15 protein-coding genes are annotated in these 16,798 nt (G+C 60.6%); 10 read left to right on the forward strand and 5 right to left on the reverse strand.

Annotated features, from left to right (window positions below; translation table 11 throughout):
* The first annotated feature begins 57 nt into the window (after positions 1-57).
* The 3 genes from AB4N47_RS13185 (at position 58) to AB4N47_RS13195 (ending at position 3,182) form a co-directional block, all read left to right on the forward strand.
* Complete coding sequence (locus AB4N47_RS13185) at positions 58-1,074, forward strand: arginine N-succinyltransferase (RefSeq protein WP_341637877.1); 1,017 nt, start codon at positions 58-60, stop codon at positions 1,072-1,074.
* A gap of 49 nt (positions 1,075-1,123) precedes the next feature.
* Positions 1,124-2,158, forward strand: coding sequence for an arginine N-succinyltransferase (astA, locus tag AB4N47_RS13190; protein ID WP_016774124.1), 1,035 nt, complete (start codon positions 1,124-1,126; stop codon positions 2,156-2,158).
* Positions 2,159-2,312: 154 nt separating this feature from the next.
* The gene (locus AB4N47_RS13195; RefSeq protein WP_024012471.1) at positions 2,313-3,182 is read left to right on the forward strand and encodes an isocitrate lyase/PEP mutase family protein; all 870 of its coding nucleotides are present in this window, start codon (positions 2,313-2,315) and stop codon (positions 3,180-3,182) included.
* Between the two features lie 134 nt (positions 3,183-3,316).
* Here the strand turns inward: AB4N47_RS13195 and AB4N47_RS13200 are convergent, their stop codons facing one another.
* Positions 3,317-4,555: a M20/M25/M40 family metallo-hydrolase gene (locus tag AB4N47_RS13200; RefSeq protein ID WP_460154569.1), complete on the reverse strand. Its 1,239-nt coding sequence runs from the start codon at positions 4,553-4,555 to the stop codon at positions 3,317-3,319.
* A 237-nt stretch (positions 4,556-4,792) separates the two neighbouring features.
* Entirely contained in the window at positions 4,793-5,866 is a 1,074-nt protein-coding gene (locus AB4N47_RS13205; RefSeq protein WP_341637878.1) for a diguanylate cyclase, read from the reverse strand.
* Between the two features lie 188 nt (positions 5,867-6,054).
* On the opposite strand from AB4N47_RS13205, the gene AB4N47_RS13210 reads away from it, so the two are divergent.
* The 7 genes from AB4N47_RS13210 to AB4N47_RS13240 all read left to right on the forward strand — a co-directional run bounded on the left by AB4N47_RS13210 (position 6,055) and on the right by AB4N47_RS13240 (position 15,004).
* Positions 6,055-7,509, forward strand: coding sequence for a flavin-containing monooxygenase (locus AB4N47_RS13210; RefSeq protein WP_460154243.1), 1,455 nt, complete (start codon positions 6,055-6,057; stop codon positions 7,507-7,509).
* Between the two features lie 21 nt (positions 7,510-7,530).
* The gene (locus AB4N47_RS13215) at positions 7,531-8,457 is read left to right on the forward strand and encodes an alpha/beta fold hydrolase (protein WP_041478617.1); all 927 of its coding nucleotides are present in this window, start codon (positions 7,531-7,533) and stop codon (positions 8,455-8,457) included.
* A gap of 163 nt (positions 8,458-8,620) precedes the next feature.
* Positions 8,621-10,120, forward strand: a complete 1,500-nt coding sequence (gene glcD / locus AB4N47_RS13220; protein ID WP_341637880.1) for a glycolate oxidase subunit GlcD — start codon at positions 8,621-8,623, stop codon at positions 10,118-10,120.
* Positions 10,120-11,169 (forward strand): glycolate oxidase subunit GlcE, encoded by a 1,050-nt coding sequence (gene glcE / locus AB4N47_RS13225; RefSeq protein WP_341637881.1) that lies wholly within the window; start codon positions 10,120-10,122, stop codon positions 11,167-11,169. The genes glcD and glcE overlap by 1 nt, the downstream gene beginning before the upstream one ends.
* Before the next feature lie 2 nt (positions 11,170-11,171).
* Positions 11,172-12,392 (forward strand): glycolate oxidase subunit GlcF, encoded by a 1,221-nt coding sequence (gene glcF / locus AB4N47_RS13230; RefSeq protein ID WP_341637882.1) that lies wholly within the window; start codon positions 11,172-11,174, stop codon positions 12,390-12,392.
* 88 nt (positions 12,393-12,480) lie between these two features.
* A complete protein-coding gene (gene hglS / locus AB4N47_RS13235) occupies positions 12,481-13,869 on the forward strand; it encodes a 2-oxoadipate dioxygenase/decarboxylase HglS (RefSeq protein ID WP_341637883.1) in 1,389 nt (462 codons plus the stop codon).
* A 307-nt stretch (positions 13,870-14,176) separates the two neighbouring features.
* Positions 14,177-15,004, forward strand: a complete 828-nt coding sequence (locus AB4N47_RS13240; RefSeq protein ID WP_341638022.1) for a glycosyltransferase family 2 protein — start codon at positions 14,177-14,179, stop codon at positions 15,002-15,004.
* 323 nt (positions 15,005-15,327) lie between these two features.
* Here the strand turns inward: AB4N47_RS13240 and AB4N47_RS13245 are convergent, their stop codons facing one another.
* The 3 genes from AB4N47_RS13245 to AB4N47_RS13255 all read right to left on the reverse strand — a co-directional run bounded on the left by AB4N47_RS13245 (position 15,328) and on the right by AB4N47_RS13255 (position 16,453).
* On the reverse strand, positions 15,328-15,912 hold the full coding sequence (locus tag AB4N47_RS13245; RefSeq protein WP_460154244.1) for a hypothetical protein: 585 nt from the start codon (positions 15,910-15,912) through the stop codon (positions 15,328-15,330).
* An 86-nt stretch (positions 15,913-15,998) separates the two neighbouring features.
* Positions 15,999-16,199, reverse strand: coding sequence for a hypothetical protein (locus tag AB4N47_RS13250; protein WP_042609509.1), 201 nt, complete (start codon positions 16,197-16,199; stop codon positions 15,999-16,001).
* An 11-nt stretch (positions 16,200-16,210) separates the two neighbouring features.
* Entirely contained in the window at positions 16,211-16,453 is a 243-nt protein-coding gene (locus AB4N47_RS13255) for a hypothetical protein (RefSeq protein WP_130909480.1), read from the reverse strand.
* Positions 16,454-16,798 lie beyond the last annotated feature (345 nt).

Below are 16,798 nucleotides of genomic sequence, written 5' to 3' on the forward strand. Positions count from 1 at the left end.
GACAGTGATAGTCAGGTTCGGCGAATGGGCCGAACCTTTTGATACAGGAGTACATCCATGCTGGTCTTACGCCCAGTCGAGCAGAATGATCTGCCCCAGCTACAGCGCCTGGCCCGCGAGAGCCTGATCGGCGTGACCTCGCTGCCGGATGACAGCGAGCACCTGCGCGAAAAAATCGCCGCGTCGTGCGCGTCCTTCGATAGCGCCGCCCAGGCGCAGGGGCCGGAGAACTACTTCTTCGTGCTGGAAGATCTCGAACACCGGCAATTGGTCGGCTGCTCGGAAATCCTTGCCACCGCCGGCTTCAAGGAGCCGTTCTACAGCCTGCGCAACCGCCATTTCACCAGTGCTTCGCGGGAATTGAACATCGAGCATGGCGTACCGGCGTTGTCGCTGTGCCATGACCTCAGCGGGCATACCTTGCTGCGCGGTTTCCACATCGATGCAGCATTGGTGCGCACGCCGTTTTCCGAACTGCTGTCGCGGGCGCGTCTGCTGTTCATTGCCGCGCATGCGCAGCGGTTCTCCGAAGCGGTGATCACCGAAATCGTCGGCTATAGCGACGAGCAGGGTCACTCGCCGTTCTGGGATGCGCTGGGCAAGCACTTTTTCGATCTGCCCTACGCGGAAGCCGAGCGTCTCTGCGGTTTGCAGAGCCGCACGTTTCTCGCCGAACTGATGCCGCAATATCCGATCTACGTGCCGATGCTGCCGCCAGCGGCGCAGGACTGCATCGGCCGCGTGCACCCGGACGGCCAGGAAGCGTTCGACATCCTCGCGCGGGAAGGCTTCGAAACCAACAGCTACATCGACCTGTTCGACGCCGGCCCGACCCTGTATGCGCGCACCGCGAACATCCGCTCGATCGCCGACAGCCAGACCGCCATCGTCCGCCAACAGGCATCGACCGACGCCTGTGGCCGTTACCTGCTGAGCAACGACGCCCTGCATGACTACCGCGCGATGGTCACTGAACTGGACTATCACCCCGGTCAACCGCTGCCCCTGACACCCACCATCTGCGCGGCGCTGAAGGTCAGCGATGGCAGCTCGATACGGCTGGTCGCTCTGTGAGCCGCGTTAGCCATCCGCGCCTGAATCGGTACGCCAAAGGAGTTGGAGCATGATTGTCCGTCCGGTAAAAGTCAGTGATCTTCCTGCCTTGATGACCCTCGTTGAACAGGCAGGGCCGGGCTTCACCACGCTTCCGGCGAACGAAGACCGTCTCGCGCATCGAGTGCGTTGGGCGCAGCGTGCATTCGCCGAACAGGTGGAGCGCGCCGATGCCGATTACCTGTTTGTCCTCGAGGATGATGAGCAGCGCGTGGTCGGTGTCAGCGCGATGGCCGGTGCCGTTGGCCTGCGCGAGCCCTGGTACAACTACCGGCTCGGGGTAACCGTCAGTTCGGCACCGGACCTGGGCATTCAGCGGCAGATTCCGACGTTGTTCCTGAATAACGAGCTGACCGGCCAATCAGAGCTGTGCTCGCTGTTTCTGCGCCATGACCAGCGCAACGGCAGCAATGGCCGCCTGTTGTCGCTGGGTCGTCTGTTGTTCGTCGCCGAATTTCCGCACCTGTTTGGTGAGAAGATGATCGCCGAACTGCGCGGCAGTGCCGATGAAAACGGTTGCTCGCCGTTCTGGGACAGCCTGGGCCGACACTTTTTCCAGATGGATTTCACCCACGCCGATCACTTGTCCGGCCTGGGCAACAAAGCCTTTATCGCCGAACTGATGCCGCGCCAGCCGCTGTACACCTGCCTGCTCACCGAACAGGCGCAGGCGGCGATCGGCCAGACGCATCCGAACACCCAGCCGGCGTTGAAGATTCTTCAAGCCGAAGGCTTTGCGCACAAAGGCTACATCGACATTTTCGACGGTGGCCCGGTTATCGAAGCGCCGATCCGCAGCATCCGCACGGTACGCGACAGCCTCGAACTGACCCTGAGCCTCGGCACCCCCGACGAGCAGGCGCCGCTGTGGCTGATTCACAACCGCCGGCTGGAAAACTGCCGCATCACCGCGGCCCACGGTCGACTGGTGGGCAACAGCCTGGTGGTTGATCGTCTCACCGCCAAGCGCCTGCAACTTCAGCCGGGCAATTCGGTGCGCGCGGTGCTCCTGCCCCATCAACAGCAACATGCCGTGGCGGCCTGATATTTCCGGCACGGGAGATTAAACCTTTCAGCCGCCAGTCCTGCCGCGCAAATTCGTCATGATTCTTGACCCATTCGCGTGATAGCCTTTTCATTCTTCGGCGTTGACACCTTTGCTCAAGCCTTTCCATTCCTTATGTATTGGTGGAACTCGTATGACCAGGCTTTCCCATCAAGATTTGCGCCGCAATTTCCGTCAGCTGCTGGCCTCCGACACCTGCTACCACACCGCTTCGGTGTTCGACCCGATGTCGGCCCGCATCGCCGCTGACCTGGGTTTTGAAGTAGGTATCCTCGGCGGCTCCGTGGCCTCGCTGCAGGTGCTTGGCGCACCGGACTTCGCCCTGATCACCCTCAGCGAATTCGCCGAACAGGCCACGCGCATCGGTCGCGTCGCCCAATTGCCAGTGATCGCCGACGCCGATCACGGCTACGGTAACGCTCTTAACGTGATGCGCACCATCGTCGAACTGGAACGCGCCGGCGTCGCTGCACTGACCATCGAAGACACCCTGCTGCCCGCGCAATTCGGGCGCAAATCCACCGACCTGATCACCGTGGCCGAAGGCGTCGGCAAGATCCGCGCGGCGCTGGAAGCCCGGGTCGACACGGAAATGGCGATCATCGCCCGCACCAATGCCGGCATTCTGCCGAACCAGGAAATCATCAGCCGCACCCGCCAATATCAGGCGGCGGGCGCTGACGGCATCTGCATGGTCGGCGTGCAGGACTTTGATCAACTGGAACAAATCGCCGAACATCTGACGGTGCCGCTAATGCTGGTCACTTACGGCAACCCGGCCCTGCGCGACGACAAACGCCTGGCCGAACTGGGCGTGCGCGTGACCATCGACGGCCACGGCGCCTACTTCGCCGCGATCAAGGCCACCTATGACAGCCTGCGCGAACAGCGACAGATCTTCACCCAGGCCGCCGATTTGAGCGCGACCGAGTTGACCCACACTTATACCCAGCCGGAGGAATACATTCTCTGGGCCAAGGAATACATGAGCGTCAAGGAGTGACGCATACGCTGTACCGGCCCCTTCGCGAGCAAGCTCGCTCCCACAGTTGAAATGCGCTCCCCTGTGGGAGCGAGCCTGCTCGCGAAAGCGTCTGCGGCTGCGGCTGCGGGGCTGAACCGGGAATGATCATTGCTTCACCGCGGCTTCGCCAACTCCATGATCATCCGCGACAACAGATAAATTCGCGGCGCCACGCTCGCCACTTCGGCGTATTCCTCCGGCGTATGAATATTGCCGCCGACGATCCCGAAGCCATCCAGCGTCGCCGTCCCTACGCCTGCGGACAGACTGGCATCCGCCGCGCCACCACTGCCCTCCTCGGTCAGCTTGCGGCCAATCTCACCGTAGATCCCTTGAGCCATGGCCATCAGGCGATCCGACTCGGCCGTCTGCGGCATCGGCGGCAATCCGCGCTGCAAGGAGGTTTTCACTTCGGTCTCGGCAATCAACTTGTCCTGCGACACCCGCGCCAGATCCTTCTCGATACGATCGAACTCTTCCGGCACCGCCGCGCGCACGTCAGCCTTGGCCGTGGCCTGATCGGGAATCACGTTGGTCCGATCGCCGGCCTTGAGCACGGTGAAGTTGATGGTGGTTTTCTTCGCTTCATCGCCGAGCTTGCCCAGTTGCAGAATCTGGTGCGCCGCTTCCATCGCCGCGTTCCGTCCCAACTCTGGCGCGACGCCGGCGTGGGCGGCCTTGCCTTTGACTTCGACCAGCGCCGTCGCACTGCCCTTGCGCCACACCACCAGGCCATCGGCCGGGCGGCCCGGTTCGAGGTTGAGGGTGACGTCGTGCTGTTTGGCGGTTTTCTTGATCAGGTCGGTGGCGACATCCGAGCCGGTTTCTTCGCTGGCGTCGAGCAGGAAGGTGATCTGCGCGTAGTCCTTGAAGTAGAGGTTCTTCAGCACTTTCAGCGCGTAGATGCCGGCGACGATGCCGCCCTTGTCGTCCATCACCCCCGGCCCGTAGGCACGCCCGTCCTTGATGTGGAATGGCCGTTCGGCAGCCGAGCCTTCCTTGAACACCGTGTCCATGTGCGCCATCAGGAGGATTTTCGCCTTGCCGGTGCCTTTGAGCGTGGCCAGCACGTGGTTGGATTTTTCCGGGGTGTTCGGCACCAATTCAATGGTTGCGCCGAGTTTTTTCAGCTCATCGATCGCGATGTCGCTGACCTGTTTCAGGCCCGGCTCATAACCTGAACCGGAGTCGATATTGACCAGCCGTTCCAGTAACTTCAGGGCTTCGGGCTGGTACTGCTCGGCATCGGCGAGCACTTGTTTATGCGGTTCGGCGACAGCGGTGGCGGCCGTGAGCGCGAGGGACAGACCGAGACTGGCGGCCAGCAGAGAGCGGGGAAATGAGAACGTCATGAAGCAGTCCTTGTTTCGTGTCGGAGGGATTCAACCGTAACCGACATCGGCGCAAGGCTCTATAGCGGATGCGACACTTGCCCGACTGACACCGAACAAACTGTAGGAGCTGCCGAAGGCTGCGATCTTTTGATTTTGATCGTTTCCACGCGCAGCAAAGGAACGCAGGCCGGGACGCAGAGCGTCCCAAAAGATCGCAGCCTTCGGCAGCTCCTACATGGGATCTCCGATCACTCTTCAAACCGAATCCAGCAGCGCCTGCCTCGGTTTGTTGTCACTGTTGCAGATCACCCGATTACGCCCACTGGCCTTGGCTTCGTACAACGCCTGATCGGCCTCATCCAGCCAACGCGTGGCGTCGGCATGGCTTGGGTCGTAGGCGGCCAGACCAATGCTCAGACTGACCTTCAACGCCGGGTTCTGCTCGTAGCCCATCACCGCGAAACGCTCGCGCAAGGCTTCCATGGCCTGAGCCGCGTTGAAGAGTGGCAGTTCCGGCAGGATCACGCAGAACTCATCGCCGCCATAGCGACCGGCCACGTCCGTGGCGCGCAGATTCTGTTTGAGCAGTTTGCTCAACTGGCGCAGGACGATATCGCCGGCGACGTGGCCGTAGGTGTCATTGATCGCCTTGAAGTGGTCGATGTCGATCAGCGCAATCGCCGCGCCCTGCTGCTGGCGTTTGCAGCGCTGGAACTCGAGGTTCAGTTGATCCTTCCACGCGCCGTGATTGAGCAGGCCGGTCAGGCTGTCGGTGCGACTCAACGCCAGCAGCTCGCGCTTGTGCCGACCGAGGGTCGAGGCCTGGCGAAAGCAGATCCAGCCCAGCGCCAGCGGATACAGCAACAGCAACGGCAAACAGGCGTAAAGCTGCAGCGGCGTTGTTGGCGGGATGAACGCCGGCGCAAACACCACCAGCCCGACGCCGATGCCCAATAGCTGCGCCGCCGACCCGGCGAGCAAAAAACGCCCACCGCCAATGGCGACGTTGTTCATCGCCATCATCGAAATCGTGGTCGCGCTGGGCAAGGGATTGAACTGCATGGCGGCGACCCAGAAGCCGCCCATGAATGCGTCGATCAGCAAATTGCGGTGTTCGGCGCGAAACGGCACGCTCGAGCGGCGCGCCCATAGAAAGGCCAGATGCGGCCAGACCAGGCCGTTGAAGAGCATTAGGCCCCACACCCACAGCGGCGGATCGAGGGCATACATCGCCACGCTGACACACATCAGCCCGAGCAGCAGCCCGAACACCCGCGACCTGTAAAGCCTCCTGGCCAGTGAAAGTCCCTTTCCTCGCGTATTTCCCATAAGGGCCTCGACCGCGCGATGCATGGTTACATCCCGACAAGGATGTGTCCGGAGTCTATCAGGGCGCCGTTAAATAGCCATCACCGGCCAGCGGCCTGAATAGAGCGCTATCAGCGCCGCACGCGCGGCGCAGAGTTGGCTATAAATGAAAGAGGGGAAATGGAAAAACAACTACAAAAAGGGGGCACATGCATACCTACGCTGTGTTGATCATCGGCAGCGGTTTCGGCGGCCAGTGCGCGGCGGTCAACCTGCTCAAGGCCGGAATCGACGACTTTCGCATTCTCGAGCGAGGCGACTTCTTCGGCGGTACCTGGTGCCAGAACACCTACCCCGGCGCAGCGGTAGACGTGCCGTCGCCGCTGTATTCGTTGTCATTCGCACCCTACCGCTGGTCGCAGATGTTCGCCGAACAGGCGGAACTGCGTCACTACACCGAACAGCTGATCGAGCAGTTCGGTTTACGCGAGCGCGTGGAACTGGGGGCCGATGTCGAGCGCGTCGAGTGGGACGAAGCGGAAAAGCGTTGGTGGGTGCACACCCGCGCCAGAGGTACTTTCCGAACCCAATTCCTGATCAATGCTTCCGGCCCGTTGAGTCAGCCGGTCATCCCCAACTTTCCCGGGATGGATCGCTTTCAAGGCAAGACTTTTCACACAAATAATTGGGATCACAGCTACGACTATCGCGGTAAACGCGTGGCGATCGTCGGCAGCGGTGCCAGCGCAGCCCAAGTGATCCCGGCGGTTGCGCCACAAGTCGAACACCTGCATGTGTTCCAACGCACGCCGCATTGGGTGCTGCCGCGTGCCGATCGCAAATTCGGCCGTTTCCAGCGCTGGCTGCTTGGCCTGAAGCCGGCGTACAAGCTGCTGCGCTGGCTGATCTACTGGCAATTCGAAACCCGGGTGATCGCCTTCAAATACTCGAAACCGGCGATTCATCTGGTCCAGCGACATGCGCTGCGGTTCCTCAAACGCCAGGTTCCGGACCCGCTGCTGCGGCAGAAACTCACCCCGGACTTCATCATCGGCTGCAAACGCGTTTTGGTGTCCAGCACGTACTACCCGGCGCTGAGCCGCGCCAACGTCACGTTGCACAGTCGCGAGCACGGCATCGCTTCGATCGATGAAAGCGGGATCAACACCGTGGACGGCGAGCATCTCGATGTTGATCTGATCGTCTGGTCGACCGGTTACGACGCCACCGATGGGGTGATTTCCTACCCGGTCAGCGGCAAAAACGCGGTGCAACTCAGAGATGTCTGGGCCGAATACCCGCGCGCCTACCTCGGCACCAGCCTGCCGGATTTCCCCAATCTGTTTATTGTCACCGGGCCGAACACCGGCATTGGCCACACCTCGGCGCTGTTCATCATCGAATCGCAGATGAACTACATCCTCGACTGCATCTGCACCGTGCAGGCCAAAGGCCTGCGCAGCATCGAAGTACGTCATGACGCGGAACGTACCTACACTGCAATGATCCACCGGGAAATGCAGCGCACGGTGTGGAAGTCCGGCGGCTGTCACAGTTGGTACCAGAGCAAGAGCGGTCATGTGATCGCGATGTTTCCCGGCTTCAGTTTCAGCTATCACCTGCTGACCCGGGCGCTGAAACCGGCCGACCATATTTTGTCCTGAACACGTAAAAGGAAGACGTCGATGCTTTTGCTGTTTGTCGCACTTGCGGTTTTCGTGGCCTGGAGCTGGTTGAGTTACCCGGCGGTCGGCCATTGGCTGTACAACCTGGCCATGGCCAGCGAGGCCAAGTTGTACAAACTGCACAAGATCGAAGTGCCGATCGCCGAAATGACCGTGTCGACCTGGCAAGGCGGGCCATACGAGGCGTCCAGCGCGATCCTCATGCTGCACGGCTTCAGCGCCGACAAAAACCTCTGGCTGCGCTGCGCCCGGCATTTCGTCCGTCAGTATCGGGTGATCATTCCGGATCTGGCCGGCCACGGTGAGACGGGCTTCAAGGCTGGCGGCGGTTACGACATTGCGGTTCAGGCCAAACGCATGATTCAACTGCTCGACGTCTGCGGCGTGGAGAAAGTCCACGTCATCGGCAACTCCATGGGCGGCTACATTGCCGCGTGGCTGGCGGCGACCTATCCGGAGCGAATCGCCTCGCTGGCCTTGATCGACCCGGCCGGCGTCACCGCACCGGAGCCGAGCGACATGGAGCGCCATCTGGCGCGCGGGCACAATCCGTTCCTGATCAACTCCCGCGAAGAGTTTCAGCGCTTTTATGCGATGACCATGGAGTCGCCGCCGTGGGTACCGAAGCTGGTGCTGGACGCCGTCGCCCAGCGCTATGAGCAACAACGTGACGAGCTCGAAGAAATCTTCCGCGACTTCCGCGCCAGCCCGCCGATGGAGCCGAAACTGGCCGAGATCAAATGTCCGGCGCTGCTGCTATGGGGGCGCAAGGATCGCCTGATCGACGTCAGCAGCGTGCCGGTGTGGAGCAAAGGCATCGCCAATCTCGAAGTGGATGTGTGGGATCACGTCGGGCACATGCCGATGGTCGAACAGCCGGGAAATACCGCGCGGCTGTACGGGGAATTTCTGGAACGACAGCGATGAACCTGGATATTCGCAATGCCCAAGGTTGCGCAACTGATCGTTCCCATGCTCTGCGTGGGAATGCCTCAGGGGACGCTCTGCGTCCAGTGACGCAGAGCGTCCCGGGCTACATTCCCACGCAGAGCGTGGGAACGATCAGCGGAGACAGAAGGTTGGCGTTCCCATGAACATCCTTTACGACGAACGCCTCGACGGGCCGTTAGCCGAGGTGAACAAGGGCGAATTGCTCAAGGCGCTGCAACAAGCCCTGCCGGACCTGGACATCCTCTGGCGCGAAGATGAACTCAAACCCTACGAATGCGACGGCCTCTCCGCCTACCGCACCACGCCAATGCTGGTCGCCCTGCCCCGGCGTCTGGAGCAAGTGCAAACCCTGCTGAAACTCTGCCATCAGAACAACGTGCCCGTGGTTGCGCGGGGTGCCGGCACTGGATTGTCCGGCGGCGCCCTGCCACTGGAAAAAGGCCTGTTGCTGGTGATGGCGCGGTTCAACAACATCCTGCACATCGACCCCGCTGCACGTATCGCGCGGGTTCAGCCGGGGGTGCGCAATCTCGCCATCTCCCAAGCGGCGGCCCCGTTCGGCCTGTATTACGCACCGGATCCGTCGTCGCAGATTGCCTGTTCGATCGGCGGCAACGTCGCGGAAAACGCTGGTGGCGTGCATTGCCTCAAGTACGGCCTGACCGTGCACAACGTGCTGAAAATCGAAGTGCTGACCATTGAGGGCGAACGTCTGACGCTAGGCTCCGAGGCGCTCGATTCAGCCGGTTTCGACCTGCTCGCCTTGTTCACCGGCTCCGAAGGCCTGCTGGGAATCATCACCGAAGTCACGGTGAAGTTGTTGCCTAAACCGCAAGTCGCCAAGGTCCTGCTCGGCAGTTTCGACTCAGTGGAAAAGGCCGGCCGCGCGGTTGCCGAAATCATCGCTGCCGGGATCATTCCGGGTGGTCTGGAAATGATGGACAACCTCGCCATTCGCGCCGCCGAAGACTTTATCCACGCCGGTTACCCGGTCGACGCCGAGGCGATTCTGCTGTGCGAACTCGACGGCGTCGAAGCCGACGTGCACGACGATTGCCAGCGCGTACGGGAAGTGATGACAGCGGCCGGCGCCACTGAAGTGCGCCAGGCCCAGGACGAGGCTGAACGCGTGCGTTTCTGGGCCGGACGCAAAAACGCGTTCCCGGCGATTGGTCGATTGTCGCCCGATTATTACTGCATGGACGGCACCATCCCGCGCCGCGAATTGCCCGCTGTGCTGCAAGGCATCTCGCGTCTTGGCGAAGAATATGGCTTGCGCGTGGCCAACGTGTTCCATGCCGGCGACGGCAACATGCATCCGCTGATCCTGTTCGATGCCAACCAGCCGGGGGAGCTGCATCGGGCCGAGGCACTGGGCGGCAAGATCCTCGAATTGTGCGTGAAAGTCGGCGGCAGCATCACCGGCGAGCACGGCGTCGGTCGCGAGAAAATCAATCAGATGTGCGCGCAGTTCAACAGCGACGAGTTACTGCTGTTTCATGCGGTGAAAGCCGCGTTCGATCCGCAGGGCCTGCTCAATCCCGGCAAGAACATTCCGACCCTGCATCGCTGCGCCGAATTCGGCGCGATGCACATTCACGCCGGGCAACTGCCCTTCCCCGAGCTGGAGCGATTCTGATGGCTGATTTCGATGCCGCCAACGCCCTGCTCGATCAGGTCAACGCCGCGCGGGCCAATGCCACGCCGCTGAAGATTCAGGGCGGCAACAGCAAGGCCTTTCTCGGCCGCGAGGTGGCCGGCGAAGTGCTCGACACCCGTGCTCATCGGGGCATCGTCCAGTACGACCCGACCGAACTGGTGGTCACCGCACGTGCCGGCACGCCGTTGTCCGAGCTGCTCGCGGCGCTGGACGCCGCCGGGCAAATGTTGCCCTGCGAACCGCCATCCTTTGCCGACAGCGCCACGGTCGGCGGCATGGTCGCCACGGGACTGTCCGGACCTCGCCGGCCGTGGTCCGGCTCGGTGCGCGACTTCGTTCTTGGCACGCGGGTGATCACCGGCCTCGGTCAACATTTGCGCTTCGGTGGCGAAGTGATGAAAAACGTCGCCGGTTATGACCTTTCGCGACTGATGGCCGGCAGTTACGGTTGCCTCGGCGTGCTCACCGAAGTGTCGCTGAAAGTCCTGCCGAAACCGCGCCAGTGCCTGAGCATTCGCCTCGATATCGACTGCGCTCGGGCCTTGAGCAAACTTGCCGAATGGGGCCAGCAACCGCTGCCGATCAGCGCGGCATGTCACGATGGCCAGAGCCTGTATCTGCGTCTGGAAGGCGGCGAAGGTTCGGTAACGGCGGCGCATCAACGCCTCGGCGGCGAGCCGCTGGACTCGGTTTTCTGGCGCGACCTCAACGAACAGCGCCTGAGTTTTTTCGACGAAGGCTTGCCGCTGTGGCGCCTGTCATTGCCGAACAATCTCGGCCCGCTCGAACTGCCCGGCGAGCAACTGATCGACTGGGCCGGCGCGCAACGCTGGGTGAAATCCGAAAGCCCTGAGATTCACGCACTCGCCCATTCCCTGGGCGGCCATGCAACGTGCTTTACCCACGGCGCCACCGATTCGCCGTTTCAACCCTTGGCGCCGACCCTGCTGCGCTACCACCGGCAACTCAAGGCGCAACTCGACCCGCAAGGGCTGTTCAACCCCGGGCGAATGTACGCGGAGGTCTAGCCATGCAAACCACCCTCAGCGAGCAATCGCGGCAACTGCCCCGCGCCGCCGAAGCGGAAAAGATCCTGCGCACCTGCGTGCATTGCGGCTTTTGCAACGCGACGTGCCCGACCTATCAATTGCTCGGCGATGAACTCGATGGGCCGCGCGGGCGCATTTACCTGATCAAGCAAGTGCTGGAAGGCGCACCGGCCACCGAGCAGACGCAACTGCATCTGGATCGTTGCCTGTCGTGCCGCAACTGCGAAACCACCTGCCCGTCCGGCGTCGATTATCACAACCTGCTCGACATCGGCCGCGCGGTAGTCGACAGCGCGGTGCCGCGCCCGGCCGCTCAGCGCTTGCTGCGCGAAGGCTTGCGCGCGTTGGCGCCGAATCCGGCTGTGTTCAAAGGCTTGCTGCGCATGGGCGCGACCTTTCGGCCGCTGCTGCCGCGCCTGCTGGAAAGCAAACTGCCGCAGCGCTTGGGTGCCATGGGGTCGCGCCCTGCTCCTCGGCATGCGCGCCGGGTTTTATTACTCGAAGGCTGCGTACAACCGGGCCTGTCGCCGAACACCAATGACGCGACGGCACGGGTGCTTGATCGCCTGGGCATCAGCGTCACCCCGGTGAGCGAGGCCGGTTGCTGCGGCGCTCTCGACTATCACCTCGACGCGCAGGGCAAAGGTCTCGACCGCGCTCGGCAGAACATCGACGCCTGGTGGCCGCATCTGCAGAACGGCGCCGAAGCCATCGTGCAGACGGCCAGCGGTTGCGGCGCGTTCATCAAGGATTACGGGCATTTGCTTGCGGATGATCCGGTCTATGCCGAGAAGGCTCGGCAGATCAGCGAAATGACTCGGGACCTGGTGCAAATCCTCGCTGAGGAACCGCTGGAACAGGTCTGCGCCGCCAGCGAACGACGCATCGCCGTGCATTGCCCGTGCACGTTGCAGCACGCGTTGAAACTTGGCGGCGCGGTGGAAGCCGTGCTGACCCGACTCGGCTTCAACCTAACGCCAGTGCCGGATGGCCATTTGTGCTGCGGCTCGGCGGGCACCTACTCGCTGACGCAACCGGTGCTGGCGCGGCAACTGCGTGACCAACGCCTCAACGCGCTGGAAAGCGGCCGGCCTGAATTGATCGTCACCTCGAATGTTGGCTGTCAGAGTCATCTGGCCAGCGCGGGCCGTACGCCAGTCAAGCATTGGATCGAACTGGTGGATCAGTCGTTGGCAGAATGAAGTTCGTAGGATTCTTCGTTTGCCCACGTGGGCGAAGGCTGCGATCTTTTCCGGCATCCATTTCGTCACCGTGGCAGGAATTTTTTTCATGACCGTGCAGCCGTTCGTCAGCCCCGACCTGATCCGCCAACGCTTCTCCCGAGCGATGTCCGACATGTACCGCGAAGAGGTGCCGCTGTACGGCGCGCTGATAGAACTGGTGGAGAAAACCAACCGCGAAGTGCTGGCACGTCAGCCTGACATTGCCGGTCAACTCAAGCGCACCGGCGAAATCGAACGCCTGGACATGGAACGCCACGGCGCCATCCGCGTCGGCACCGCGAGCGAACTGGCCACCCTCGCCCGCTTGTTCGCGGTGATGGGCATGCAACCGGTGGGTTATTACGACCTGACCCCGGCCGGTGTGCCGGTGCATTCAACGGCGTTTCGCGCGGTGCATGAAGAGGCGCTGCAGGTCAGCCCGTTTCGCGTGTTTACCTCGCTGCTGCGCCTGGAGCTGATTGAAGATGCTGAACTTCGTTCGTTTGCCGAGTCAGTCTTGGCCCGTCGTTCGATCTTTACCGACTCCGCGTTGCGGCTGATTGAACAGGCGGAAACGGCAGGCGGACTGAATGACGCCGAAGCCGCAGAATTCGTCCGACAGGCCTTGGAGACTTTTCGCTGGCACCACAGCGCTACCGTCAGCGCTGCGCAATACCAGAAACTCAGCGCTCAGCACCGCTTGGTCGCCGACGTCGTCGCATTCAAAGGCCCGCACATCAACCACCTGACGCCACGTACGCTGGACATCGACACCGTGCAGCAACAGATGCCTGCCCATGGCATCACACCAAAAGCGGTAATCGAAGGCCCACCGCGCCGCAACTGCCCGATCCTGCTGCGCCAGACCAGTTTCAAGGCGCTGGACGAGCCGATCGCATTCACCGATCAACCCGAAACCCGTGGCAGCCACAGCGCGCGTTTCGGCGAAATCGAACAACGCGGCGCAGCTCTGACACCCAAGGGTCGCGCGCTGTATGACCGCTTGTTGAATGCCGCTCGCGATGAACTGGGCGACTTCCCCAATGAAGCCAATGCCGCACGCTACGACGCGCTGATGACTCAGCACTTTGCCGAATTTCCTGACAGCGTCGAGGGCATGCGCGAACAGGGGCTGGCGTACTTTAGTTATTTCGTCACGGAAAAGGGTTTGGTCGCTGGAGGACTTGGTGAGTCGTCCCTGGAGGATTTGCTGCGCGATGGCTACGTGAAAGCGGAGCCGCTGGTGTACGAAGATTTCCTGCCGGTGAGCGCAGCGGGGATTTTTCAGTCGAACCTGGGGGATGCCGCACAGGCGCATTACGCCGAACACTCCAATCGACAGGCTTTCGAACAGGCGCTGGGGCGTTCAACTATTGATGAGTTGGGGTTGTATGCCGAGACGCAACGGCGGTCGCTCGAAGAATGTGCCGAAACTTTGGGTATCAAGCTGACCTGAGCTTTGCGCCGCTCTACTGTAGGAGTGAGCCTGCTCGCGATAGCGGTGTGTCAGTCGCTAGTGTTTTGCCTGAACAGGCGCCTTCGCGAGCAGGCTCGCTCCCTCAGGTTTTGCGGATGACTGGAGTTCTGGGCGCACGACAAAAACAATTGATCGCAGCATGTATCGGAAAACAATGTCGGATCTGAATAATCCCGCTTGCTTTCACAAACCAATCAGATCCGCAAATTAAGCTTCACCTAAGCTTCCCCCGCTAGCATTCCGTCTCATCAACCTGTCGTCTTGAGCCGTGATGAGTCCCTCCGACATGAAAGCCTTCGATTTACCCACCCAGCCGCAAGCCAACTTCAGCCTCGTGCTGGTCAATTACAAAACCCCGGACATCACCCGCATGTGTCTGGAGCTGTTGCGCGAGCATGTTCAGGCGCAGGGCATTGCAGTGTGGGTGGTGGATAACGATTCGGCGGATGCCAGCCTTGATTACCTGCGTTCGCTGGACTGGATCAATCTGATCGAGCGGCCGTCGCCGGGCAAGGAAATGGGGCATATTGCTCATGGCAAGGCACTGGATCTGGCCTTGGCGAAAGTTGAGACCGATTACTTGTTTCTGCTGCACACCGACACCTTTGTCTACGACATGGAAGTGTTTGCGATGATGATGCGCGAATGCACGAAAAATGCGGACATGGCGGCGGTGGGTTGTGTTGAGCAACTTGATCGTGGGTTACTGCGTGATAGCTGGCGTTTAACTTCGCGGTTCTGCAAACATCATGTTCGTCGGCTCAAAGTTCATCTTGGCCTGCGTTCAAAACCGCCACGCCCGTATAAAGAAACCCATCTGAAAAGTTTCTGCACGCTGTGGAATGCGCGGGTGATGAAGTCGCTGGGTTTGCACTTCTGCATGGATGAGGAGGTACCTGGTTACACCCTGCAGGATCGAATGGTCGGGTTGGGCTATGGCGTCAGGTTTCTCTCGCCGCGGAAAATCTTCCGCTATCTGGATCACATCCAGGCCGGCACCGTAGCGGCGGCAGGCACGTACGGCAAGGATCACCGCCGTACGAAGATGTATCAGCAGACTCTGAAGCGCTTGCAAGGGCAGCAGGCCAAAGCCGGGATGCCAGCTGCGACATGATCGAAAACAATAAAAAAGGGCGACTTCAAAGTCGCCCTTTTTTGTATTTTGATTTTGCATACATCTGTCACGGTGGTGGAGTTCGCCCAGTGTTACGGCCTGGCAATCCTTGCACCGGTAAAGAGCCCTGACACTGGGCGAACGCGGAGGATTTTAATTCAATCCAATGCATATGTCGTCAGGTAGAAAGATGAAATTTTTGAACTGAAAAGTTAAAAACTGTGTTTATCGATTTTCCCCGAGAATTGTCCGACAAAAAACATTTATATGATTGTTCTCATACCTAAAGTTGTACAAGAACAATCAACTTGTAGAGCGATTACTCAACTATCGTGCTGACTAGTCACTTTCAGGATATCGGTGTAAGTGACAATAACGCTCTGCCCTACTTTCAGATCTTTCAATTTGGCTTGAATCTCCGGCTTCTTCACATCGAGCGTCTTCGATTGTCCGGACGGGTTTTCGAGGGTTACCTGATTGGTCTTCAAATCAATTTTGGTGATTTTCAGTTGCACCTGAACCTGCCGATAGGCCTCACCGCCCGGGTTGTCGCTACCCGGCGCCTTGCGCAGTTCGCCGGTGCGTTCGGTGGTGCCTGGCAGACCTTTATCCACATCGGTGTCGAGATAAGCGGCGACAGACCGCTGTACCTCAATCTTTACCAAATCGCCCACCTTGAGATTGGCGAGGTTTTTCGCTTTGTCGCTGAGCTGGACATGGACCTGACGCCCCTCAGCCCCTTCCAGTACCACTTGATGATTGGCCGGGTCGACGGCAAGCACTTTGGCGGTTACTAAATCGGCCTCAACGGCGGCGGATAACGGAATATCGGCAGCCAGAGCGCCGAAACTGGCGGCAGAAAGCAGCGTTGCGAGAGTGATGGCCTTGGCCAGAGCGTCGAGCTTCATATGCATTACTTTCCCTGTGATGAAATGGCGACGCCCGCCGCCGAAGCAACTACAGCAGCGGGCGTGCCAGTGAGCATAGACGCTGTTCAGGGCTTGACTTGGGTTTGTGGGCCGCGGGTATGTGGCTTGGCGGTTTCCTGGGCGGTGGATTCGCCGCTTGCGGTGCCTTTGCCGCTGTCCTGCCGCTGCTTGGGATCGGTCGGGCGCAGGGCGTCGTTGTCGCGCTCGGTTTCGCCGGCCGGGCGCGGTTCGTCGGGGTTGTCGTTCTGATTGACGGTTGTATTCACGGCGGTAGTCCTCAGGCTTCGGGATCGTCAAGTTCGCGGGCGACGTTGACCTCAGGCGTTTGCTTGTGCAAATCGTCGGCCTTGGCGCGTAGCAACTGCCATTGCTCAAGGTCAATCGCCCCTTGGCCGAGCAGGTCGTCGGCGATGCGCTGCAGATCGAAATAGTGAGCGTCGGGCGATTGCTGCCAAAGGGTCTGATCGTCGAACAGGCGTTGCCAGGTGTTGAGGTCTGGGAGTTGCACGTCGTCGCTCATGGGTGAGTCCGAAAATGGCGGGTTTCTGGGTAGAGCGTATTGGCGAAGGGAGAGTTCCGAGCGGTTTGATTAGTGGTGGCCTTGCTGACGCCATCGCTGGCAAGCCAGCTCCCACAGGGATCGGGTAAACCTGCTATTCATCGTTTTTTTTGAGATAGCCATCGCGAGCAGGCTCACTCCTACAAGATCAAGATCAAGATCAGAAGATCGCAGCCTTCGGCAGCTCCTACACGATGAGCATTCGCCCTTGGGTCGAGTGTCAGCTCGCCTGCTTTTGATCTTGATCCACTAGCGACGTCGGAAGGCTGAGTGGAGGGATTGAGCCGGGCGTGGGAGCGCAGCGAC

It is taken from the genome of Pseudomonas sp. S3_G06 (assembly GCF_054667565.1).